21 protein-coding genes and 1 pseudogene are annotated in these 22,924 nt (G+C 63.1%); 9 read left to right on the top strand and 13 right to left on the bottom strand.

Features of this window, described 5'->3' with window-relative positions; all coding sequences use genetic code 11:
- Positions 1-2: 2 nt before the first annotated feature.
- Entirely contained in the window at positions 3-731 is a 729-nt protein-coding gene (locus ABWY06_RS18310; protein ID WP_353927011.1) for a substrate-binding periplasmic protein, read from the bottom strand.
- 168 nt (positions 732-899) lie between these two features.
- On the opposite strand from ABWY06_RS18310, the gene ABWY06_RS18305 reads away from it, so the two are divergent.
- Positions 900-2,084 (top strand): BaiN/RdsA family NAD(P)/FAD-dependent oxidoreductase, encoded by a 1,185-nt coding sequence (locus tag ABWY06_RS18305; RefSeq protein ID WP_353927010.1) that lies wholly within the window; start codon positions 900-902, stop codon positions 2,082-2,084.
- A 31-nt stretch (positions 2,085-2,115) separates the two neighbouring features.
- Here ABWY06_RS18305 and ABWY06_RS18300 read toward each other — a convergent pair whose 3' ends face one another.
- Together ABWY06_RS18300 and ABWY06_RS18295 are read right to left on the bottom strand one after the other, a co-directional pair.
- Positions 2,116-2,874 (bottom strand): substrate-binding periplasmic protein, encoded by a 759-nt coding sequence (locus ABWY06_RS18300; RefSeq protein ID WP_353927039.1) that lies wholly within the window; start codon positions 2,872-2,874, stop codon positions 2,116-2,118.
- Positions 2,875-3,001: 127 nt separating this feature from the next.
- On the bottom strand, positions 3,002-4,075 hold the full coding sequence (locus tag ABWY06_RS18295) for a hypothetical protein (RefSeq protein ID WP_353927009.1): 1,074 nt from the start codon (positions 4,073-4,075) through the stop codon (positions 3,002-3,004).
- Positions 4,076-4,173: 98 nt separating this feature from the next.
- On the opposite strand from ABWY06_RS18295, the gene ABWY06_RS18290 reads away from it, so the two are divergent.
- Positions 4,174-4,542 (top strand): MerR family transcriptional regulator, encoded by a 369-nt coding sequence (locus ABWY06_RS18290; RefSeq protein ID WP_353927008.1) that lies wholly within the window; start codon positions 4,174-4,176, stop codon positions 4,540-4,542.
- A gap of 77 nt (positions 4,543-4,619) precedes the next feature.
- The gene (gene yccS, locus ABWY06_RS18285; protein WP_353927007.1) at positions 4,620-6,800 is read left to right on the top strand and encodes a YccS family putative transporter; all 2,181 of its coding nucleotides are present in this window, start codon (positions 4,620-4,622) and stop codon (positions 6,798-6,800) included.
- 7 nt (positions 6,801-6,807) lie between these two features.
- Here yccS and ABWY06_RS18280 read toward each other — a convergent pair whose 3' ends face one another.
- The 4 genes from ABWY06_RS18280 to ABWY06_RS18265 form a co-directional block, all read right to left on the bottom strand.
- Entirely contained in the window at positions 6,808-7,785 is a 978-nt protein-coding gene (locus tag ABWY06_RS18280; protein WP_353927006.1) for a lipin/Ned1/Smp2 family protein, read from the bottom strand.
- A 174-nt stretch (positions 7,786-7,959) separates the two neighbouring features.
- Positions 7,960-9,354 carry a mannan-binding lectin gene (locus tag ABWY06_RS18275; protein WP_353927005.1) on the bottom strand — a complete coding sequence of 465 codons (1,395 nt, stop codon included), beginning with the start codon at positions 9,352-9,354 and terminating at the stop codon, positions 7,960-7,962.
- Positions 9,355-9,801: 447 nt separating this feature from the next.
- On the bottom strand, positions 9,802-10,539 hold the full coding sequence (locus ABWY06_RS18270; protein WP_353927004.1) for a substrate-binding periplasmic protein: 738 nt from the start codon (positions 10,537-10,539) through the stop codon (positions 9,802-9,804).
- A 328-nt stretch (positions 10,540-10,867) separates the two neighbouring features.
- The gene (locus ABWY06_RS18265) at positions 10,868-11,188 is read right to left on the bottom strand and encodes a helix-turn-helix domain-containing protein (protein WP_353927003.1); all 321 of its coding nucleotides are present in this window, start codon (positions 11,186-11,188) and stop codon (positions 10,868-10,870) included.
- A 249-nt stretch (positions 11,189-11,437) separates the two neighbouring features.
- Here ABWY06_RS18265 and ABWY06_RS18260 point away from each other — a divergent pair, with 249 nt between their 5' ends.
- The 3 genes from ABWY06_RS18260 (at position 11,438) to ABWY06_RS18250 (ending at position 14,358) form a co-directional block, all read left to right on the top strand.
- Positions 11,438-11,746 (top strand): LasR-specific antiactivator QslA, encoded by a 309-nt coding sequence (locus tag ABWY06_RS18260; protein WP_353927002.1) that lies wholly within the window; start codon positions 11,438-11,440, stop codon positions 11,744-11,746.
- A 302-nt stretch (positions 11,747-12,048) separates the two neighbouring features.
- Positions 12,049-12,687, top strand: coding sequence for a hypothetical protein (locus ABWY06_RS18255; RefSeq protein WP_353927001.1), 639 nt, complete (start codon positions 12,049-12,051; stop codon positions 12,685-12,687).
- Positions 12,688-12,921: 234 nt separating this feature from the next.
- Positions 12,922-14,358, top strand: coding sequence for a LasA N-terminal domain-containing protein (locus tag ABWY06_RS18250; protein WP_353927000.1), 1,437 nt, complete (start codon positions 12,922-12,924; stop codon positions 14,356-14,358).
- Between the two features lie 47 nt (positions 14,359-14,405).
- On the opposite strand, the gene ABWY06_RS18245 is transcribed toward ABWY06_RS18250, so the two are convergent.
- Both ABWY06_RS18245 and ABWY06_RS18240 read right to left on the bottom strand, forming a co-directional pair.
- Positions 14,406-16,415, bottom strand: a complete 2,010-nt coding sequence (locus tag ABWY06_RS18245; protein ID WP_353926999.1) for a M48 family metallopeptidase — start codon at positions 16,413-16,415, stop codon at positions 14,406-14,408.
- Between the two features lie 21 nt (positions 16,416-16,436).
- On the bottom strand, positions 16,437-17,033 hold the full coding sequence (locus tag ABWY06_RS18240; RefSeq protein WP_353926998.1) for a LemA family protein: 597 nt from the start codon (positions 17,031-17,033) through the stop codon (positions 16,437-16,439).
- 175 nt (positions 17,034-17,208) lie between these two features.
- Here ABWY06_RS18240 and ABWY06_RS18235 point away from each other — a divergent pair, with 175 nt between their 5' ends.
- Positions 17,209-17,700: a GreA/GreB family elongation factor gene (locus ABWY06_RS18235; RefSeq protein ID WP_353926997.1), complete on the top strand. Its 492-nt coding sequence runs from the start codon at positions 17,209-17,211 to the stop codon at positions 17,698-17,700.
- A gap of 27 nt (positions 17,701-17,727) precedes the next feature.
- Here the strand turns inward: ABWY06_RS18235 and ABWY06_RS18230 are convergent, their stop codons facing one another.
- On the bottom strand, positions 17,728-18,495 hold the full coding sequence (locus ABWY06_RS18230; protein WP_353926996.1) for a substrate-binding periplasmic protein: 768 nt from the start codon (positions 18,493-18,495) through the stop codon (positions 17,728-17,730).
- Positions 18,496-18,834: 339 nt separating this feature from the next.
- Here ABWY06_RS18230 and ABWY06_RS18225 point away from each other — a divergent pair, with 339 nt between their 5' ends.
- On the top strand, positions 18,835-20,457 hold the full coding sequence (locus ABWY06_RS18225) for a M28 family metallopeptidase (RefSeq protein WP_353926995.1): 1,623 nt from the start codon (positions 18,835-18,837) through the stop codon (positions 20,455-20,457).
- Positions 20,458-20,739: 282 nt separating this feature from the next.
- Here ABWY06_RS18225 and ABWY06_RS18220 read toward each other — a convergent pair whose 3' ends face one another.
- The 3 genes from ABWY06_RS18220 to ABWY06_RS18210 all read right to left on the bottom strand — a co-directional run bounded on the left by ABWY06_RS18220 (position 20,740) and on the right by ABWY06_RS18210 (position 22,250).
- A complete protein-coding gene (locus ABWY06_RS18220; protein WP_353926994.1) occupies positions 20,740-21,219 on the bottom strand; it encodes a hemerythrin domain-containing protein in 480 nt (159 codons plus the stop codon).
- A 50-nt stretch (positions 21,220-21,269) separates the two neighbouring features.
- Positions 21,270-21,563: a DUF3509 domain-containing protein gene (locus ABWY06_RS18215; RefSeq protein ID WP_353926993.1), complete on the bottom strand. Its 294-nt coding sequence runs from the start codon at positions 21,561-21,563 to the stop codon at positions 21,270-21,272.
- 177 nt (positions 21,564-21,740) lie between these two features.
- Positions 21,741-22,250, bottom strand: coding sequence for a M48 metallopeptidase family protein (locus tag ABWY06_RS18210; RefSeq protein WP_353926992.1), 510 nt, complete (start codon positions 22,248-22,250; stop codon positions 21,741-21,743).
- 587 nt (positions 22,251-22,837) lie between these two features.
- On the opposite strand from ABWY06_RS18210, the pseudogene ABWY06_RS18205 reads away from it, so the two are divergent.
- A pseudogene (locus tag ABWY06_RS18205) lies at positions 22,838-22,924 on the top strand (polysaccharide lyase family 7 protein); the annotation flags it as partial.

Raw genomic sequence — 22,924 nt, 5'->3', positions numbered from 1 at the left:
CGCTAGAGACCGTGGCGTTTGAACAGCGCCGCGTAGGTGCCATCGGCGTTCATCTGGTCGACCGCCCGGTTGAAGGCCGCGATAATTTCGGCGTGCTGGGGGTGGCTACGGCGCACCAGGATATGCAGGGGGTTTTCACTCAACGGCAGCGGCAGGAATACCAGCTCGTCACGGATATCCAGCAGTTCGCGGGCCAGGTGATAACGCGCCACATACTCGTCCTCCACGGCCAGATCCAGCCGGCGGGCATGCACCATGCGCGCGCCCACCACGAAACCCGGCACCTCCACTTTCTGCAATAAAGTGTCGCGATCGAATTCGGGCGAGTATTCATAGCCGCGTACCGCGGCAATCCGATAACCGTGCAGGTCGGCGAGCTCGTTGAAGCTCAGGACGCCGCCACGGCGCTGAATAAACCGTACCCGGTTGATCAGATAAGGGTTGGAGAACTGGCCATAACGCGCGCGCTCCGGGCTGTACCAGGCCGCGATCACGATGTCGTAGTCGGCCGTCTGCAAGCCGCGCGTCGCGCGTGCCCAGGGTACCTGGGCGTACTCGACGGTATAGCCGGCGCGGCGCAGGGCCGTGCTCACCAGGTCGGTCGCGAATCCGTTGTTCAGCAGACGTTGGTCGGTGAAGGGCGGCCAGCTGTCGGCCACCAGCCGTAGCGGCTGGGCGGCGATGCCGCCGCACAACGCGAACCACAGCAGCACGATAAACCCGAGGTACATGGCAGCCCCGCCTCCCAGTGGAATCCCCGCAGTTTAGCCGGCAATCGGCCAGGCAGAGCGACCTTGGCCATAACGCGCCCGGCCATACGCGGCGCCGACATCCTTTCGGGTAAGATACGCGCCGGCCGAACCTTCGCCCAGCCGCCGAATGGCCCAGAGGAGCAGTGCGTGACCGTTACCGATGTCGTGATCATAGGGGCCGGCGCCGCCGGGCTGATGTGTGCCCTCAGCGCCGCCGCACGCGGCCGCCAGGTGCTGCTGCTGGACCATGCCAACAAGGCCGGCAAGAAGATCCTGATGTCCGGCGGTGGGCGTTGCAATTTCACCAACCTCTATACCGAACCAGCCAATTTCCTCTCGAACAACCCGCACTTCTGCAAGTCGGCCTTGGCCCGTTACAGCCAGTGGGACTTCATCGCCCTGGTGGGCAAACACGGGGTGCCCTATCACGAGAAGAAACTCGGCCAACTGTTCTGCGATAACAAGTCCAGCGATATCCTCGGCCTGCTCCTGGCCGAGTGTGACGCGGCGGGGGTCAGCCTGCGGCTCGACACCACCGTCAGTCAGGTGGACAAGACCGACAGCGGCTATCGCCTGCACAGCAGCGCCGGGCCGGTCAGCTGCGCCTCGCTGGTGATCGCCACCGGCGGGCTGTCGATTCCGACCTTGGGCGCCAGCGGCTTTGGCTACCAGATCGCCCGACAGTTCGGTCATCAGGTACTGCCGACCCGCGCCGGACTGGTGCCCTTCACCCTCACCGACCCGGCCCTCAAGGCGCTGTGCGGCGAGCTGTCGGGAACCTCGGTGGAGGATTGCCTGGTCAGCTGCAACGGGCAAAGCTTTCGCGAAAACATCCTGTTCACCCACCGCGGGTTGAGTGGACCGGCGATCCTGCAGATTTCCTCGTTCTGGCAACCGGGCGACGAAATCGAAATCAACCTGCTGCCCCACCTGGACCTGCCCGCCTGGTTCCTCCAACAGCAGGCCGAACGCCCGAACAGCGAATTGCGTACCCTGCTGGCCGAACTGTTCACCAAGAAGATGGCCGGCCTGCTGGCCGATCAATGGTTCGACAGTAAACCGATGAAGCAGTACAGCCCGGGTGAACTCAGGAGCATCGCCGAACGACTGGCGTGCTGGCGACTGGTCCCGGCCGGGACCGAGGGCTACCGTACCGCGGAAGTGACCCTGGGCGGGGTCGATACCGGCGAGGTGTCGTCCAAGACCCTGGAGTCGCTGAAGTCACCCGGCCTGTATTTTATCGGCGAAGTGCTGGACGTCACCGGCCACCTGGGCGGCTTCAACTTCCAGTGGGCCTGGGCCTCGGGTTACGCCGCCGCGCAGTACGTCTGAGCCGCTGCACTGAACGATCCGGCCCACGCGCTTAGCGCCGCAATTGCTCGCCGATGCCGCCGGCTCCCGGCAACTCATGCCCAGGCAGCCAGCGCTGGTAAATGACCGCGAAACGACCATCGGCCTTCATCCGGTCCAGCTCGGCTTGCCAGCGCTCGATCAGGCGCCCGTCCGTCTGCGGGGAGAAGGCGATATAAGAGTGGGTGCGCACGAAGGTCAACAGCAGTTGCACATCCTCCGGCCGCAGCCCACCGGACGCCAGCAGCGCCGGCAGGCTCAGGTCATCCACCGCGATCAGCCGGACCCGCCCCAGTTTGAGCATGCGCACCATCTGCTCGGGGTCGGCCACCGGGTAGAGGTTGGTAAAGGCCTCGGCTTCGAGCAGTTGATGGCTGTACCAATCCCGCGGTACCGCGATATCACCGGCATCACGAGCATCGTCCAGGTGTGCCAGGCGCAACGCGGACCCCTTGAGTGCGTAGAAACTGGTGGTATTGACCGTCAAGGGCCCGACCCATTGGAACAGCCGTTCACGCTCGCGGGTGCGCATGGTGACGAACAGGCCGGTGTCGGGCTGTGTTTGCGCCTGCCGGTACCCCCTCGCCCAAGGCACCACCAGGATTTGCGCCTGTTGTCCGGTGCCCCGCAAAATCTCGCGTACCACTTCGGTGGAGAAACCGTCCGCCTGACCGTCACGGCTGAAATTGAGGGGGGGATATTCTTCGGTGTACAACCGCAAGGGCCCGGCCTGCGCGGCCAACCAGCAGCACAGGCTTGCCAAGACCCCCATCCACAACCGACTGCGTAGCACCGCGATGCCCTCGTTCGCAGGCGGAGCACCGCCTCCCACCAAGCGTAGCCAGTCCCCGATAATGGCGCACGGCCAGGTTGCCGAAAGAAACGGTCCCCTGCCCCGCTCAGCGATGGCTGACCACCACGCCCTGTTCGCGTAAACGCTGCAGCAGGCTCGGCAGCGTCCGGGCGCTGCTCGGGTAATGCTCTCCCGCCACCGGCGGGGCGGCACCGTCCAAGCCGAGCAGGCGTTCCACTTGCAGCAAGGCCCCCACTGCGGTCAAGTGAGTCTGGCCCAACGGGTCCTGCACCTCGATTGACTGGCTCAGAGGCTTGCCGTGGCGATCGAGTCCCTGCAGCTGCAACACGAACTCATGGGCGGCGCCCGTACCAGGGTTGTGCAGTATGGCGTGACGCAGCCGACGAAAGCGTGGAGCGCTGAACAGGTCCCACAGGCCCGAGCGGCTCAGCGCGATCAGCAGCGGCATGCTCAGGCGGTCATCGAAGGCGATGCGCGCCGATACACTGCGCGCACCGGTCGCGGCCGGCAGGATCAGCGTATCCGGGCTGTCGAAGCGATAGGCACGCGCCTGCCTGCCACCGGGAAAACGTACCGAGCGCGGGTCGCTGTATGGCTTGCACCGCAGCGACTGACCGTCCTCCCGAACCTCGAAAGGCGTCGTCAGGCGCGCCATGTACTCCACCGAATCCGGCCCCGAGCGATCGTTGAGGCCGTAGAGCACACTCAGGTCAATGCGCTCCACCTGGCTCAGCGACTGCGTCGCCAGCAGCGCCAGGGTACTGACCAGCCCGGCCATCCACCCCGAGGCCAGCAGCACCGGGCGGGGAGCTGCTACACGGACCAGCTCGAGCGCGGAGGGTAACAGGGCCGTCCAGCGGGTGATGTCCAGGTAGGCACTGCCGGCCTGCAAGGCATCACGCAACAGCCGATCGCCGGGATCGTTGACCAGGGCTACCACGGCGCGTGGCCGGATGCCTGCCAAGGGTCGGTCCTGGGCGACGTCCATGCGCACGGCCTGGGCATGCCCCACCTCCAGGGCCAGCTGTTCGGCCTTGGCCAGCGTACGGCTGGCCAGTAGCAACGGCAAATCCGGGTGCGCCTGGCGCAACAGGCGCACCAGTTGGTGCCCGACCATGCCGGTGGCGCCGGCGATCAACAACGGCTCAGATTGCTTCATCGATGTCCTCTTCTACGCCGTGACCGGCTGCCCTTTGGGAAGACAGCAGCCTAAAGCCTGGAGTAAGCTCCAAGGTCAAGTCTTTACGAGGCGACAGCATGCGGATTGGCGCATTGGCGACAGCCACAGGGCTGAGCCGCGACACCCTGAGGTTCTACGAACAACGCGGGCTGATCGACTCTACTCGCAGCGACAACGGCTACCGCCAGTACGCGGCGGCGACCGTCGAGCTGCTCGGTTACATCCGCACCGCCCAGCAGCTGGGTTTCAGCCTTGCGGAAATCCACCGGCACCTGCCCGCCTTGCGCAGCTGCAGCGGCCCGAGTCCGGCGATCGCCACGCTGCTGCTGGAAAAGCTCTGGGTCATCGATGCCCGCCTGGAGGCCTTGCAGCAACTGCGCGCCGAGGTGCTGGCGCAGCTCGGCGAGGAAACCCTGAGCACCCAATGCCAGCCCAGCCCGGAGTGACGAACGCGGCTCCAACGCGCTAACTTTCAGCGACGCGGCCTATGATCGCCCCTTACCGTCCCGCCCCTAAGGTCCCGATGTCCAGCAGCCGCTTCAATCAATCCCTGCGTCGTTTATGGGCGCTGGACAAGTTCAGCTACAGCCTGCGCGTGCTGATCGCCATGAGCGGCAGCCTGCTGCTGTGCTGGTGGCAGGGCAGCATGCAACTGCTGATTCCGTTGTTCCTCGGCATCATCGCCAGCGCCCTGGCCGAAACCGACGACAGCTGGCAAGGCCGCCTGGTCGCCTTGCTGGTGACCCTCGGCTGCTTCAGCGTGGCGGCCGCCAGCGTGGAACTGTTGTTCCCCTACCCCTGGCTGTTTGTCGTCTGCCTGGCGCTCGCCAGTTTTGCCCTGACCATGCTGGGTGCCCTCGGCGAGCGTTACGCGACCATCGGCGCGGCCACCCTGATCCTCTCGATCTACAGCATGATTGGCGTCGACCAGCGCGGCGGTGACAGCCTGTACCTGGGCCGCGAGGCGCTGCTGCTGATCCTCGGTGCGGCCTGGTATGGGGCGCTGTCGGTACTCTGGCACGCGTTGTTCGCCAACCAGCCGGTGCAACACGGCCTGGCGCGGCTGTTCCGCGAACTGGCGCACTACCTGAGCCTCAAGGCCGCCTTGTTCGAGCCTGTGCGCGAGCTGGATGTCGAGGGCCGGCGCCTGGCCCTGGCGCAACAAAATGGCCGCTTGGTCGCCGCCCTGAATGCCACCAAGGAAATCATCCTGCACCGGGTCGGTAGCGGACGCCCAGGACCTCAGGTCAGTCGCTACCTGAAACTGTATTTCCTGGCCCAGGACATTCACGAGCGCGCCAGCTCCTCCCATTCGCCCTACAACGAGCTGGCGGACGCTTTTTTTCACAGCGACGTGCTGTTTCGCTGCCAGCGTCTGCTGTGCCTGCAGGGCGAAGCCTGCCAGCGCCTCGCCGAGGCCGTCGAACTGCGCCAGCCGTTCGCCTACCGTGCCCTGTGCGGCGAGGCCCTGGAGGACCTGCACGCCGCCCTCGAGCACCTGCGCATCCAGGGCAATCCGGCCTGGCGCGGCTTGTTGCGGGCCCTCAACGCGCTGGCCAGCAACCTGGGGGCGCTGGATCGCCTGCTGGCCGCCGCCAGCAACCCCGACGCCCTGGCCGAGGCCCAGGACAGCAGCCTGCTGGATCGCACACCGCGCTCGCTGGCCGACATGCTGGGGCGCCTGCGCCTGCAACTGACGCCGCGCTCGTTGCTGTTTCGCCATGCCTTGCGCCTGGCCGTGGCGCTGGCCGCCGGCTACGGGGTGCTGCACTGGATCCACCCGACCCAGGGTTACTGGATTTTGCTGACCACGGTATTCGTCTGCCAACCCAACTACGGTGCCACGCGGCGCAAGCTGCTGCAGCGCATCGGCGGCACGCTGCTCGGGCTACTGGCCGGCTGGGCGCTGTTCGACCTGTTCCCCGACCCCCGCCTGCAAGCCCTGATCGCCGTCGCGGCGGGCGTCGGATTCTTCGCCACCCGCGCCAGTCGCTACACCCTGGCCAGCGCGGCGATTACCCTGATGGTGCTGTTCTGCTTCAACCAGGTCGGTGATGGCTACGGGTTAATCTGGCCACGCCTGTTCGACACCCTGGTGGGCAGTCTGATCGCCGGTCTGGCGGTGTTTCTGATCCTGCCGGATTGGCAGGGCCGGCGCCTGCACGTGGAGCTGGCCAATACGCTGAGCTGCAACAGCCAGTACCTGCGCCAGATCCTGGAGCAATATCGCAGCGGCAAACGCGATGACCTGGCCTATCGATTGGCCCGGCGCAATGCCCACAACGCCGATGCGGCCTTGTCCAGCACCCTGGCCAATATGCTTATGGAACCGGGGCACTTTCGCAAGGACGCGGATATCGGCTTTCGTTTCCTGGTGTTGTCGCACACCCTGCTCAGTTACCTGTCGGCGCTCGGCGCGCACCGCGGCGAGCCCTTGCCGGCCGCGGCCGACGCGCAGCCACTGAGCCAGGCGGCGGCGCAACTGGCCGACAGCCTCGAGCAGGTGGCAGCGAGCCTGGCCGCACAACGGCCACTGGCGATCCACAGCGATGCTGAAGAGCAGCTGGCGGCACAACTGGAGCAGCACACGGAGGAGATGGACGACCGCCAGCGCCTGGTACGCACCGAACTGGCACTGATCTGTCGCCAGCTCGGCCCACTGCGCACGCTGGCCGCCCATGTGCTGAAGGCCGCCAGCCGCTGATCCGCCGCTAGCGCTTGCACGCCGCCAACGGGGTGTTTTGCACCACCGTGCTGTAGTGCCGTGCGTAGTCGCCACTGAGCGCCTGAGTGCCCTCCTTGCCCGCGTGTTCGCCAATGATCCAGGTGTTGGCCTTGGCGATCCCGCCGTTGGCATAGGCCTCGATATCGGTGGTGGCGTTGCCATAGGCGCGCACGATATTCAGGCCAACGGTATCGCGCAGGTAACGCACATAGTTGCTCTTGTGCTCGACGGTGTTGGGCGGAATAGGCCCGTCGCCGTACGGGTTGCTGCGGTAGTGCCAGGCGGGCAGGTTCTGCTTGCCGAACCACTCCCGGCCGTCACGGGTGACCCAATAGGGCCGCGCGGTCAGGTAGACGATCTGGTAACCCTTGTCCTGGTAGGCCCGCACCGTCTGTGGCGCGTAGTAATAGGCGGCCGCGGTCTTGACCCCGATATAGTCGGCATAGGCCTCGAAATCGTTGATCGTCAGGGTGCCATCGACATCGAACAGGACGGTTTCGCGCCCGCGTTCGGCCACCGTCACCCAACCGTCCACCGTGGAACGATCGCCTTCGACCACCATGCGCACGCGGTAATCGCCGGCCGGACGCGGCGGCAAGGTCAGCGCGATCTTGCCATCGCTGTCGGTCACGCGGCTGCCCAGGTATTCCCAGCTCTGCATGCCGGTACCAAAGAGGTAGACATGCACCCTCTCGTCCTCCAGGTCCTTGTGCAACAGCGCGTCATAGTCGAACTTGCCCACCAGATAGATGAACTGCCCTTCGGCAACCAGGGCGTCATGCACCATGTGCCAGGGCTGGTAGAGACCGGCCAATACCGTGCTGCCAAAGTGTTTAAAGGCTTTTTTCGCCGGCAGCGGCGCACTGGGCGCCTGCTGTGGCGTCTGGTAGTCGGGACAGATGGCCGCCTGGGCGGTGCAGCTCAGGCCCAGGCCCAAGGCGAGCAGGAATTTACTCGGGGTCATGGAAGGCTCCGTATTTTTATGGTTGTTTTTAGCGCCGTGGCTTCAGGGCATCAGGCGCAGCCCGGGAGTATCCTGAACAGGCATTACGGCTGTGTGACCGATCGAAAGGTGGGAGCAGGCCCCGGTGTGCACTGCCGCACACCGGGGCTTGGCTTGTACGGCAGGCGTCGTGGTTCAGCCGCCGCAACAGCCACAGACCGACATCTGGCCAGGCACGGTGGTGGTCCAGTTACCGTTCCAACCGCCCTTGCCTTTACAGGTCTGCACGCACTTCTGTTGTGCGTCGGTATTGTTCCAGATCGGCCCGGCCTGCACATCGGTGGCCTTGCACTGGCCCTGCATCACATCGTCGAAGATATGGCTGAGGCCGGCACTGGGCAGGGTGTTGCTCTGGGTCACTTCGTAGTTGTGGCAGCCGAAGCAGTTGGAGACGAAGGAGGACTGCAGGTTGATGTTCTGGAAAGTGGTTTCCATCACCGAGTTGGCCAGGCGCATGGAGCCGCGCTGGTTGCTGATATTGGAGGAAGGTTGGGTGATGTCGTTCTCCCAGATGGCGCCGACGTTCATATAGTTCTGCCACACGGACATGGGGTTGTCGGCGGGAAGCGCGGCCAGGAAACCCTGCACCTGGGTGTTGAGGTTGTCGATGATGGCGATATTTTCGACGCCCTTGTGATCGCTTGGATTGCTGCCGTCATGGTTGATCCGGCAGATCTCGCTGGGCGTGCCGGTCAGCGAGGAGCTCGGCGCCGCCACGTTGAAGTTGCAACTTGGCGCCTGGGTGGGCAATTGCCCGGCGCAGCTGGCGCTGGTGAAGGACCAGCCGCTGGCCGGGGCCGCCTGCGGCGCGCTGCAGTCCGGCACATTGCTGCGGTGCTCGAAGGTCGCCCAGATGAATTCGGGATGCAACGGCGTGGCGATCACCACATGGAAGCCGATCATGCCCAGCAGCTCATCGCCGGGCACACCATCGATATTGGCCTCGATCCAGAAATAACTGGGTTTCTGCGCCTCGCTGATGATGCGCCAGGCCGACTTCAGCTCCGTGGTGCCACCCGGGAAATTCGGCGCGGATTGAATGGCCCCGACGTTGCACAGGTTGCGGCTGAACCGGATGTCGTAGAACACCACGTTCTTGCTCTGGTCGAAAATGGTGTCGCCGCCGCCCGCCTGGCCGGTGCGCTCCGGCACGGTGAAGGGGGTGCTGGCGTCCTTGGTTTTTTCCGTGCGCACGAACATCACTTCGGTCGGCGCATTCGCCGCGCAGGAATCGCTGCCGGTGGCTTGCAGGATCGGGTAATTGGCCGCGACCTGGAAATTACGCAGGCTGGCATCGCTTGACGAGGGACTGACCAGGTCGAGAAACCACTGCCAGGAAAATTGGTAAAAGCTGCAAAAATTGGCATTGGCGCCGTCAGGCACCTCGCCGGGTGGGTTGGGCGCGCTGACCCAGCTCGCGTCAGCATTGCAGGTCGCCGGCACACCGGCCAGCGCGGGGGGCGCGAACAACGCCAGCAAGGACAGGGACAACAGCAGAAGGGACTGGGCGGACTTACGTAGTCTAACCATCTCGATTTCTCCATGAGGCCATACACGCTTGCCGCGGGCAGGCGCGCAGGGGGCAATAGCGACAGCATCCCGTATTCAACATCTATGGCTTTAAGGCGCTAACTGAGGCGGCATCACAACTTCTCCCGTGCGTTGGGACATGGACCCGCATGGCCCGGCGTCAGCGCCGGCCACTCCCACGCGCAAGCCGCACCGCAAGGCCTGCGACGAGAAACAGAAAAGTGGGTAGCGCGAAGGGAAGGCTGATCCATGGCCACGAACGTCCTACGCGACGGGCGTCGACCCGGGCACCGGAGCGACACGCTGCAACTCGAGGGAACGCCGGGGAGCGGCGCTGGGAGGGCCTCGTGCGGGTCGGGACCCGGCGACGCCACTGCTGGCTTCACGCTAGAAGAGGATCGAACGCTTGGCAAGCCGAGCCATACAGCGCCTGTCAGCGACCCCGGGTCAAAATCCGTGGGTTTTCAGCATGGCGGCATAGCTGCCATCGGCTTTCATCTCCTGCAACGCCCTGTTGAAACCTTCGACGATCTTACGATGGCCGGGGTGCACATGGCTGACCAGGATATGCAGGCCGTTTTCGCTCAGCGCCTTGGGCAGGAACTCCAGGTCCTCACGTACCTGTGGCGTCTCGCGACTGAGGTAGTAACGCGCGACGTACTCATCCTCCAGGGTCAGGCTCACCCGCCCGGCGTGCAGCATGCGCGCGGCACTGCCGAAGCTGGCCACCGGCACCTTGCGCAACTGAGTGTCGTTGTCGAAGCCGGGGTCGTAGGCGTAATTGCGCACCACGGCGATTTCGAAAGGCCGCAGATCGGCCAGGCTGTTGAAGTCGATCAAAGTGTTCTTGCGCTTGAGCAGGCGAATCCGATTGGTCAGGTAGGGCGAGGAAAATTGCCCGATACGGGTTCGCTCTTCGCTGAACCAGGCATTGATCAGCACGTCGTAGCTGCCGATTTCCACGCCGTGCAACGCGCGGGCCCAAGGCACCTGGGCGTATTCCGTGGTGTAGCCGGCGCGGGCCAGCGCCGTGCGGACCAGGTCCGTGGCCAGACCACCGTTGAGCAGGGCCTGATCACTGAAGGGCGGCCAGAGGTCCGCGACCAGGCGCAGGCGCTCCGCCCAGGCGCCATTGGCCAAAAACAGTAGCAGCCCCAACAGCCAGACGCGCGCTACACAGCCCATGCACAGAATCCAGATGCGCGCGGGCCGACAAGGTCCCGCTACCGTAGCGTCGATTCGCTTGCAATTTACTTTAATAGCAAAGTGTTCTTAGCAAACTGACTCTAGTTTTAGACGAAAACCCGGCGCGACGATAGTGACGCAAGGCGTCACAGCGATCATCGGCCACATTTATGCCTTTCCACCGACCTGACGCACAGGCCTTAACCCCATAAACCCATAGGACGCCCCCGTGACACTGAGCACTGACGGAGCCCGCAGCCATCGCCCGGATGCTGCATCACGCACCGGGCGGAGCTGCCAGCATGCCAGCGGCACAGACGCATTGCCGCTATTGGCTGCCGGCCCGTATTCGCGCGGCCACTTCCAGCAAATAGGCCTTCTGTTCGGCCGTGGCCCGCTCGAACGTGAGGATCAGCTCGGCCAGCCCATCGTAATCGGCGTAAAGGTACGCCACCGGTATGTTGAGCACCTCGGCGACCTTCTGGGTAATCGGCTGGTCTGCACGGTGTACGCCCATTTCGTAGCGATTGATGCGGGTGCTGGCGACCGATGGGTCGAGCCCGGCTTCAATGCCAAGCTGCTTCTGCGAGAGGCCTTTGGCTTCGCGCGCCGCTCTCAATCGGCGCGCCCAAACCTGATTACTCGCCATGACATGTCCCTGAGCCTGAAAGACCTACGAGAATCGTTGTGCAATTGCAGGACAGATACTACGATGTTCGTAGCTGGCTACGTTTGGAGTGCCGCGCTCAGGCGCAGCACCACGAGTCGACGGACATAGAGCGGTCATGGCAGCCAGCGCTGTGGGTTTTCGTGTCCGGAGTCGACGCGGTACCAGGAGCATTATTTATGTCAAAGGACTGCCTTGCCCTCCCCCTGACGGCCTCCCCGCGGGTGCACCATGCGTAGGGGCTATCGCATCACCATCCCTGCCGCCGATGATCATCCCGGTCTCGAACTGATGTGGCAGGAAAACTGTCAGCCGAGCATCGATTATGCCGTTGCCTGCGCCGACCGCTGGCTGGCCAGCGATCGTTCAACCTACTTGTGGATGACGTTGATCCTGGGGCGAGAAAAACAGCTCAGCCACACTGAGCAGATGGCCTTCGAAGTGGGCTTTCTGACCCGCCTGCAACAGCGCCTGAGCAACGTGCCCCGGACCTCGACCCTGCTAAGCCAACACCTGCCCGAGGCGGCCAACCGGCCCTGATCCTTCCCGCTTTCCGGCTGCCGCCGCGGCCGGTTTTTTTCCCACACAGCAGGCCTGAGCCTATTTTCCGGTCCGGATCACCGCCGTGACACGAACGGCTCGTGCCGAACATTCGCTCGCGCAAAAAGGGGCGGTTTTCATGTTTCCCAGTTGACGGTGGTGCCCCGAGCTACCCGGCCTCGCCGTACACGGGATGGACCATTGGCCTGTGCGCTGACTGGACGGCAAGGGCGACGCACCTGCAGCAGAGACAGCTATATACTGCCGGCTTTGGTGATAATCCCGAAGTCGATGGAACATTCATGAAACGCCGCCTGGTCATTGGGTTCGCCTTCTGTGTAATTGCTGGCCCGCCCACGGCAGCAGAAACGCGTCTTAAGCAGGTCACTCTCCATCCGGTGCCGCAGGAAATGTGCGGCTTTTCCTTCAATGACACGGGCAAGTGGCGCATCGAAGAGTCCGCTTTCGACGGCAACTGCAACAGCCAGAGAGTGCTGCGCTACAGCGACGGCCCGCTCCCTCAATGGGCTGTTTCGGTGGAGGCATGGAACGACGAGACACTCACCAGCCATCCCGCCCGCCGCGTATTACTGGCGTTTCAGCCTGGCCAAATCGATCGGGACCAACATGACTTGTCCTTCCTGATGGGCCTGAACGACCTCTATGGGCTGACGCTGACGCGCGACGGCAAGACTTGGTCCAATGGGGGAACGGAAAAACTCGCGATAAGCGACCTGCACGGTTACCGCGCACTGACAGGCGAGGGAGATTTCGGGTTGTCGTTTGACTCCGGCCACTACTGCTGCACTGTCGGCGTCCCCTTCACGATAGTCGACGGGGGTCACGGGACGCTGATGTCGCTCACCGGCGACGAGGAGGATAGGAATGCTTCCGAGCCACCGCCGTTTATCGAGTCCCTGGCCCCCCTGCGTGCACGCTGAGCGCGACCTCCTCAGCCCCCTATCGCTCACACACCTCTCGTCAGCCGCCGCCATAACAGATCCAAGGGGCACTAGACTCGCAAGACGGTCAAGGAAGACAGCTCGATGTGCCTCTCGCGAGGCGAAGCACTCCGCACCGACCTCCTCCTGCTGAATTCCCTGAGCGCCCCCCCCAACGCCGGTTTTTATGCCGCGCGCGGCGCGCTGGCGTGTCCATCTTAGTAAGGAGTCGAGATGAGCAGCACAGGCAGAGTAATGGTGGCAATCACCGCGGTACTGCTGGGCCCGGCAGTATGGGCAACAGAACCCGAAACAGGCGTCGAACCGGCGCTGATCTATTCCTACGACGAGATGCTGCACTTCGACCTCAAGCAGTACCTGCACGACCACGCACCGCACTTGGAAGACCAGAGCGAGGTGCTCAGCCATTGGGCTGGCTACAGCAGCATCAGTCCCAAAGTGCTGCTCGCCCTGATCGAACTGCAGAGCAGCGGCGTCAGCAACGCCTCGCGTTACGCCCAGCAACAACCTTTTGGTCCGCTGTCGGCGCCGGCGCCCTTCGCCGAGCAGGTCCAGGAGGTGGCGACCCGCCTGGCCAGCACCTACTACCGGGACCGGGAGCTGAAACGGCAGGCGCCCGACTCGCGGGCGCTGCTCGAGCTGCTGCCGAACACCATCAGCGCGACGAACTTCACCGCCACCTACCGACGCCTGTTCCCCCAGGACACCTTACCGCGGGCGACCCGGCTAACCGCCGCGGCACTGCCGCCGGCCGACCTGTTGCAGTTGCCGTTCCCCGCGGGTGAGGCCTGGTACTTCGGCGGCAGCCACACCAATACTGGCAGCGGGACATTCCCGCAGGCGTCTCTGGACCTGAACAATGGCGGCGGCTGGGGGTCGGACACCCGCAACAAATGGGTGGTCGCCGCCGCAGAAGGCCGGGCGGTGCGTCACTCGTCCTGCTCGGTGGAGGTAATCCACCCCGGCGGCTGGTCCACCACCTATTACCACCTGGACAATGTACAGATCCAAACCAACCAGCAGGTGGTGAAAAATCAGCGCCTGGCCAACTATGCCGGCAATCGCAACCAGGCCCTGTGCAACGGCGGTCACTCGACGGGCCCGCACCAACACTTCAGCCTCAAGCGCGAGGGCAGCTTCCATCACCTGAACGACGTCCTGCTGTCCGGCTACAAGGTGCACACCGGGCGCGACAGCTACGACAGCGATTGCAGCTACTTCTGGCTGCTGCGTGCGGGGCAGAAATTCTGCGTCGGCAATCGCCTGCCCAACCCCGGCACCGGCCTGCCCGAGCCATTGCTGTTGAACAACGGCCAGGCCCTGTCCAACCTCGCCGCCAGTCAGGGCACGTTCACCTATTACCGGCTGCAGGTACCGGCCGACGCCACCGAGCTGTATTTCAGTATCGCCGGCGGCAGCGGTGATGCCGATATGCACGTACTGCGCGGCGAGCAACCGAACCTCAGCCGTTATGACTGCCGCCCTTACAGCACCAGCCAGGACGAGTCCTGCCGCTATGCCGCACCGGTCGCGGGGACCTGGTATGTGTTGTTGCATGCCTTCGGCAATTACCAGGGCATCAGGCTGCAGGCGGGTTACCGCACCGCCCGCCGCACCCAGGACCTGACGTTTGACAGCAGCGGACAGTGACCGACCCGGGGCGGTGCGTGACAGCATCGCCCCGCACGGGCTGGCACTCAGGAAGGGACGGTGACGGGCTGATAGTGGGTCGACGGATGCTGCGGGCTCAGCAACAGCGGGGGCATCGGGCAGTCCAGGCTGTCGGCAATGGCACGGAACAACTCCGCCTCATCGACCCTGATCTGCTGGTCGTGCTCGATGCAGCGTGCCAGTGCCTTCAACAGGCGCGGCTTGTGCAGCGGCTTGAGTTGGCTGAGTTTGTCCAGGGCTTTATCCAGCGCTGCAATGCTCAGGGTGGTCACGGCCACCAACTGCAGGGCCGCGAACGGCAATTGCGACGCGGCGACCAGGAACGCCGCATCGGCCTGTTCGTCGCTGGCATGTCCGGCGTAGGCCAAGGCCGACACCAGCAAGGCGGTCTCGCCCGGTAGCTGCTGCAGCTCGAAACGCGCCGTGGTCGGCTGTGGATCCCGCAGGTTGTGCAGCAGGATACGGTACAGCGCCCACTCCATCAGGCTGATTTCCCGATCGGCGCGGATCAGTGCCACCAGCCCGGCGATAAATTGATCATGCTGGGCCACGGACAGTTGCTTGAGCGCGGGCAAGACCAGATCGATCAGTGGCAGGCGTTGCGTGGCGAGCAAGCGCAGCAGCCGCTCCAGCAGTCCATCCAAGGCGACGAAAGCATCCGCCGCCTGTTCGCGCAACAACGCCAGCTGCCGATCGCGCACATCCGGGTCACGGCTCAGCAACAGACCGTAGGCCAGCGCCCGGGCGCTGAACGGCGAACGGGCGGCGTCACTGAGCACCTCGTCCAGCCCATCGAGGACCTGCCGCGCGTGCTGCAGATGCGCGTGGCCAGGAGTGCCAATGGCCTCTATGGCGTCCAGTGCCCCTTGGCGCGTACTGGCGGGGGGCCGCTCGGCCGTCTGATAAGGTGTGTGGGTCAGCGCAGCCAGCCCTGCCCCGATCAGGCCACCCAGGGTTTCGTCCAGGGCCTGTGCGGGCCCGGCCGGTGCCACGCGGGCTGGCGGAGCGACCGTCCGCCCATCCGGCACGAACTGCCCATCCCAACCGGGGTCGACGCGACGAATCCGTTCCTCCAACGGTGGGTGGGTGGCCGCCATGGAGCCAAACGTGACCGCTATGCCCTGGCCAAAGAACATATGGCTAAATTGCGCGGCCTGCACCGCCTGCAGCTCGCTGCCGGCGGCATGGGCGCCGATCTTTTTTAACGCACCGGCTATACCGTCCGGGTTACGGGTAAAGCGCACCGCCGAGGCATCGGCGAGAAATTCGCGCTGACGGCTGACCGCGGCCTTGATCCAGTTGCCGAAAAAGGTACCCGCATAACCGATCAGCATCAGCCCCGCGCCTAACGCCAGGAACACCAGCGCGGAATTGTCCTTTTTCGACGAACTCGAGCTGGAGCCAGAGCTGCGCTGGCTGGCGCCGCGCAGAACCATCTCGCCGATCAGACCTATCACCAGGATACCGTGCAGCAAGGCGACCAAACGGGTGTTCAAGCGCATGTCGCCGTGGAAGATATGACTGAACTCGTGGGCCACCACGCCCTGCAGTTCGTCCCGTGACAGCTGCCGGATGCAGCCGCGCGTGATGCCGATCACCGCATCCTGGGGGGTGAGCCCGGCGGCAAAGGCATTGATCGCCTCATCCTCGAGCAGGTACACCGGCGGCACCGGCGTGCCGGAGGCAATGGCCATCTCCTCCACCACATTGACGATCTTTTTCTCGTCGGCGTCCTGCGGGCCCAGGTTGAGCAAGCGCCCGCCGAGCAACTCGGCCACGACCCGGCCACCAGTACGCAGTTGCCGGCTCTTGTACAGGCTGCCCAGCAGCACCACCGCCGTGACCACCAAGGCGATCGCGCCGACCAAGGGCACATCTGCGCGCAACGGGGCGTCCGCGCCGCCACTGATAAACGGTAGCGCCAAGGTCACGGCCAACGTGGTGAGCGCGATCAGACTGCAGACCGCTAGCAGAAACAACAACAGCAAATAGCTACTGCTGCGTTTGGCGCGGTCCTGTTGCTCGAAAAAATTCATCGTGCCCCATCCGCCTTGCAGTTAAAACGCAACCTTGGGCGCGTCCTGCATCACCGGGCTGTCGGCGAACTCCAGCAGTGTGGCGTCCTTGGCATGGCCGAAGCTACCCGCCAGCACCACCGCCGGGAAACTCTGCTTGAAGCTGTTGTAATCCATGACCGCGTCATTGAACGCCTGGCGGGCAAAGGCCAATTTGTTCTCGGTACTGGTCAGCTCTTCGCCCACCTGCAGCATATTGGCCGACGCCTTGAGGTCCGGGTAAGCCTCCATCACCACGCTGAGGCGCCCCATGGCGCCACTCAATGCGCCTTCCGCGCCGGCCAGTTGTTGCATTGCCGCTGCGCTTCCGGGGGCGGCCGCCGCCGCTTGCAGTCCCGCCAGGGCGGTATTGCGTGCGGTGATGACGGCCTCCAGGGTTTCGCGCTCGTGTTTCAGGTACCCCTTGGCGGTTTCCACCAGGTTGGGGATCAGGTCATACCGGCGTTTGAGCTGAACTTCGATCTGCGCAAAGGCATTCTGGAAACGATTGCGCAATGCAACCAGACGGTTGTAGAGGCTGATGATGTAAAACACCATGGCCGCCAGCACCACCAGAGTGACTATCGTCGATACTGCCATGGCCCAGCCCTCGCTTCGCGGATAAAAGCGCGATCTTAAACAAGAAACGCCATAATCGCCGGACTTTTCACGCACGGCTGCTCGAGTACCTTATTCTCCCGCCGCGCAGCGGTTGCGCCCCTGCAGCCGAGCACGGCAGGTGGCCCCTGCCTTTCTCACGGAGCCTGGTCCCGGCATGACTTTCCCCGATAAAAATCAGCTACGCCAGGCCATCCTCGCGCAACTGGACGCCGACCTGCAGCTGCTGCAACGCGCCGCGCAGACCGCCTACGAGGCCGCCACCCATGAGGAAAACATCGCCGAGAACAAGTACGACACCCTGGGCCTGGAAGCCTCCTACCTGGCGACCGGCCAGGCCCGTCGCGTCGAGGAGCTGCGCCAGGCGCACCGTGCCTTTCAGCAGCTGGTCCTGCGCCCCTTCGAAGCCAAGCGCGGAATCCAGCTTGGCGCCCTGGTGTCGCTCAGCGATACCCAGGGCATTCGCCAATGGTTGTTCCTCGGCCCTGATGGCGCCGGCGTGCGGGTTGGCCAGCCTCCCCAGCAGGTGACCGTCATCACCCCGCGCTCGCCCCTGGGACAACGATTGCTCGGCAAGCAACTGGGCGATGAGCTCGAGCTGACGATCAATCGACTGCAACAGAGGTTCGAGATAGTGCAGGTCTGCTGAGCTCACGCGCCGACGCACGAGCACGTCTCAGGGCAGTGTTACCGCGAGGGGTTTTGCCAGGCGCGCCAGGCTGCCATCGACCACCATTCGATTGAATACCCGGTTGAATTCACTGCGCAGCTGTTCGGTTTTGGCACCCTTGGCGAAGGCAAAATACCCCTGCTGACGATCCAGCACCGGCTGCAGCTGCTCCAGCGCCGTGCTCAGCTCGAGCGCCTCGAGCACCGGCCGGGTGTTGCGTTCGTTGCTCAAAAGCATGTCGACACGCCCCAGATGCAGCATCTTCAGGCCGTTCTCGACGGTCTCCACCGTGATCAATTGCAGCAACGGGCGCTCTTGCTCGAATCGCGCACCGTATGCCCAACCACGCACCACCGCCACGCGCTGGCCACGCAACTGCTCGTACCGTCCGGCCCAGCGCGCGGCATGGCCCACCCGGGCGTACAGCACAATGCGGTCCTCATAAAAGGGCTGTTCGGAAAACACGAATTGCGCTTCACGGACCGGGTTGCGATAGGGCCCGATCAGGATATCGGCCAATCCCCACTCGACCATGCGCTGCGCCCGGGCCCAGGGATACAGTTCGAAATGCACTTGGTGGCCCAACTCATGCGCCACCGTGCGCAGCACCAGCGGCGCCAGTCCTTGGAAGTCGCCGCGCGCATCACGTTCGAAAATGCCGGGAAACTGGCTGCCGACCACCCGCCAGTCAGCCGCCCCCGCTGACAGGCTGAACAGGCTGAACAGGCCATAGCCGAGGCAGAACAACCACGGACGCAAACAGAGGAAGGGCATCAGCAGCGCCTTATAGGGATAAGCACACTGATTATCTGCCTAAAACCCGACAACTGCCGCCTTTACGCCTTTACGACGCCTTTCTGCCTTGCGTAGATAACAAGGGCCGATCAGACAACCCCTGGTGCCATTCGATCCATGGGTCGCGTCAATTAATTTAAAAAGACCGATAAAAAACCGCAAAGTTTGCGCAACATCGCAAAATGGAACACTCGTGCAAGCTCAGCAGAATTATTGACTAGGCTCGTCCCGTGTCCGATCGATGCAGTAAAGGACTAGTGGCGCCGTGGTCACAAACCTCGTCGCCAACCGTAACCTCCATTAAGGATTGGAGAGAGCATGCCTTATCCCCTCAGAAAACCAAGAAAACTGCAGCTCGCTGTGAGTGCGGTCGCCCTGGCATTGTCCACCGCGACTCTTGCCTCTCCGGAAAGCGATCTGCTCAACGAGTTTTGGAGTTACGCCAAACCCCTGCCGTTCGAATGCCAGTTGGGCGTTCTGAACAGCACCCCGCTCGGACTGCCGCGCTGCATGCAATCCGGCAAGGTGATGAAACACCTGAAGAAACTGAACGAGATCGCGATTGCCAACAGCGGCACCCGCGCGGCAGGCATGCCGGGCTATCAAGCCTCGGTTGACTACATCAAGGCAACTCTGGAGCGGGCGGGCTACACCGTGAGCCTGCAGGCGTTCCCGTTTACCGCCTACTACCCCAAAGGCCCAGGCACCCTGCAGGCGACCCTGCCGGCCCCTGTCAGCTACGAATGGGAAAAGGACTTCACCTACCTGTCGCAGACCGAAGCCGGTGACGTGACCGCACCGGTGGTGGCAGTCGACGTGCACCTGGGCCCGGACAATGTCTCGGACAGCGGCTGCGAAGCCGAAGACTTCGCCGCCTTCCCGGCCGGCGCCATTGCGCTGATCCAGCGCGGCACTTGCGGTTTCGAGCAGAAGGTCGAAAACGCCGCCGCCGCTGGCGCCGTCGGCGTAGTGGTGTTCAACCAGGGCAATACCGAGGACCGCAAGGGGCTGCTCAACGCCACCTTGGGCGATGGTTACGAAGGCGGCATTCCGGCCGTATTCGCCACCTACGACAACGGTGCCGCCTGGGCCACCACCGAAGGTTTGCAACTGCGCGTGGTGACGGACGTTGAGCGCAAGAAAACCCAGACCTACAACGTGATCGCCGAGACTCGCCGCGGCAACCCGAACAACGTGGTCATGGTCGGCTCCCACCTGGACTCGGTGTTCGAAGGCGCCGGCATCAACGACAACGGTTCGGGCAGTGCCGCCAACCTGGAACTGGCCCTGCAAATGAGCAAGGCACTGCCCCATAACAAGGTCCGTTTTGCCTGGTGGGGCGCCGAGGAATCCGGCCTGGTTGGTTCGACCCACTACGTGAAGAGCCTGACGCCCGAAGAGAAGGCCAAGATCAAGGTCTACCTGAACTTCGACATGATCGCCTCACCCAACTTCGCCCTGTTCGTCTATGACGGTGACGGTTCGCAGTTCGGCTTGAAAGGGCCACCCGGCTCGGCCGCGACCGAGAAGCTGTTCGAGAAGTACTACGGCAAACGGGCGCTACCGTCCGAAGGCGACGAGATCACCTTCCGCTCCGACTACGCACAGTTCTTCACCGACGGCATCGCTTTCGGCGGCCTGTTCACCGGCGCTGAAGTGCTGATGTCCGAAGAGCAGGCGACCAAGTATGGCGGCAAGGCAGGGATCGCTTTCGACCCGTGCTACCACCAGAGCTGCGACAACCTGAGCAACATCGACCAGAAAGCCCTGGAAATCAACGGTGATGCCATGGCCTATGTCACCAGCTGGCTGTCCCTGTCGACCAAAGTGATCGATGACGAGATCGCTGCAGGCAAGGCTGAAGCAGGCTCCGGGCAGAAATCCGCTCGGGCCGCACAGGCCTACGACATCACCCACTGGGGTAAACACTGGATCAAGTAATACCCAACCCAGTAAAAGTCGTGTGTCACGACCGGGGTCAGGCTTATCGCCTGACCCCGGTTTTTTTTGCAGTTCATAAACTCCGCCCGTGCTGACGAACCCAAGCGCGGGGCGCGCCGCCTGCATTTCGCCCTTTCGCCGGCATCGCCGGGTGTCCAAGCCTCAGATGGCGCAGCCCGCGCACCGCAGCACCGCAGCACCCGCAACCGCGCCAGGGCTGGCCACAGGAAAGGTGCGAAAATTGAGTGGCCGTGGCCCGCGAAAGGCTAAGCCAGGGACCCGTTATGCCGCTTGGTTGGCCATGTCCAGCAACCCGCACTTCAGTGAACTGCGCAGATGCTCCATCTGCCGCCCCAGCAGTTGCAAACGAACCTTGCCGAGGTGCTTTTGCGCACGGGGAAGCAATTCGCTTTGCTCACGCTCGATCAACTGCTCGATCATGGCCTGCAGCACTTTCAGGCGCCCGGCGAAGCGACTGCTCGACGGATCCGTGGCTTGCAGGTCCGGCAGCAGCAAGCTGTTCAAGGCGCGATGCTCTTCCCGATCGTCGAGGTAACCCGCGACCTCCTCGTCACCGCCCTGGACGCACAGTAGCGGGTACAGCAGCTCCTCCTCCAGGCAGCTGTGGATAGCCAGCTCCAGGGCCAGCCGATCCAGCAGCTCAACACGGGTTTTCAGTGCGCGCGCACCCGCGCCTCGCAAGCGGGCGAGCAGGCTGCGGATACGCACATGGTCCCGTTCCAACAAGTCGATCACATCCATTTCAACCCTCGGCAACGGCGACTGGCAACCAGCCCCCGCAGGCGTACGACTTACTGGGCGCCTGCGGCGGCATAACGGACGGTCCCGCGCGAATGGCTTTGTAAGGCCACTACAGCGGGGGCCATCGCGGCGTCCAGCGCCAGATCCCGGCGAATCGCACTGATCTGCCACTCCAGCTGCAGCGGGCTGTTGAACTGACCGAACGGCAAGGAGCGCTTGGCAATAATGCGATCACCCGCGTGCAGGGTCAGCAGCAGCCCGCCATCCGGACGGATCTGGGTGGCGATGTCGAAATCGGGGAAGGCGGCAGAAAAGGCCAGGTTGGCTTCAAGGACGAGGTTCATGTACGGCTCCAGAGTGATCGGTATTGATCCCTTGGATGCAGTCCTTATGCCAAGCCAATAAACTTAAATAATCTTTAATTTACAATGACTTAATGCAAAGTCCAGCCAAGCACCCCATGCACATTGCATGACCCGCCCCAGTGTCGTCATGCATTTTGCCCTTTGCCGGGCAGTGCGTTAAACGGGCGTCGGCAAAACCGGCAGATCGCGCCAAGTCAGGTACACCCGCAGGTCGAACTCCAACTGGCCGTAGCCCGGCAGCATGTACTCGCACAGTTGATAGAAGGCTTTGTTGTGGTCCTGCTCCTTCAGGTGCGCCAGCTCGTGAACCACGATCATCTTGAGGAACTCGGGCGCCGCGTCCTTGAACAACGCGGCCACACGAATCTCCTTTTTCGCCTTGAGCTTGCCACCCTGTACACGCGAGATGGCGGTATGCAGCCCCAATGCGCGATGGGTGAGGTCCAGGCGATTGTCGTACAGCACCTTGTCGATGGCGGGCGCGTTTTTCAGGTGCGCCTGCTTGAGCGCCAGGGTGTAGGCATACAGGGCCTTGTCGCTTTGCACCCCATGACGGTGCGGATAACGCTGCTGCAGGTAGTCGCCCAACCGCTGCTGCGCGATCAGTTGGCGCACCTGCTCCTGAAGGGCGGAGGGGTACGCCTGCAGGTATTTAAGGGGAGTCATGCCGCAACAGGGTCCTTGCAGAAGGAGAAACGCAGAACCCCAGTGTACCGAATCAGCAGGCCGCAGGACGACCTATGCGGCAGCCCCTGGAGCCAGGCTTGGCAGAAACTCACGGCAATATGTTGTTTTATTCCTACCTCGAGAGGCAGCTCCGACCGCTCACCCCACACCTAAACACCGATATAGACAACCATTGGTCGGAACCCTGGCCAGCATCAACCGCGTATCGATGCATCCAAATTCAGAAAAAAGATAATTAAATGACGCCAATAAATCGTCTTACCCGCTTTGCTGTTGGTTTTTTTCTTCGAAAGCGTACTAGCAAAAAAACATCAAATACTAGCAACTGGCCTTAATTTGCTCAAATAAACGGGTTTTTGACGCCAGCAAGTCGTCGAAAAACGCTTACATCTTTGTAAGCCTTTCGCTATAAAAGCGCCCAGAGCCGCTATGCAGCGGACCCCGGAGCTTTTAACCCGCTTGCTTTGAGTTGCCTGTCACTGGCTGGAATGCCGAGTAAATCGCTACTGACTCCCGGATGAGATGTGAGCCGACTGAAGCACCCCTCGTTTGTCGTGGAGTCACTCATGATCGATCTTGCTACCTGGAACCTGAACATCCCTGTCGGCATCCCCGCCACTACCATCGAAACCCCGGTCCTGGTGGGTGGATTT

The organism is Pseudomonas sp. (genome assembly GCF_040514055.1).
Taxonomy (GTDB): domain Bacteria; phylum Pseudomonadota; class Gammaproteobacteria; order Pseudomonadales; family Pseudomonadaceae; genus Aquipseudomonas.
This window is presented reverse-complemented; position numbering and strand designations above follow the sequence as displayed.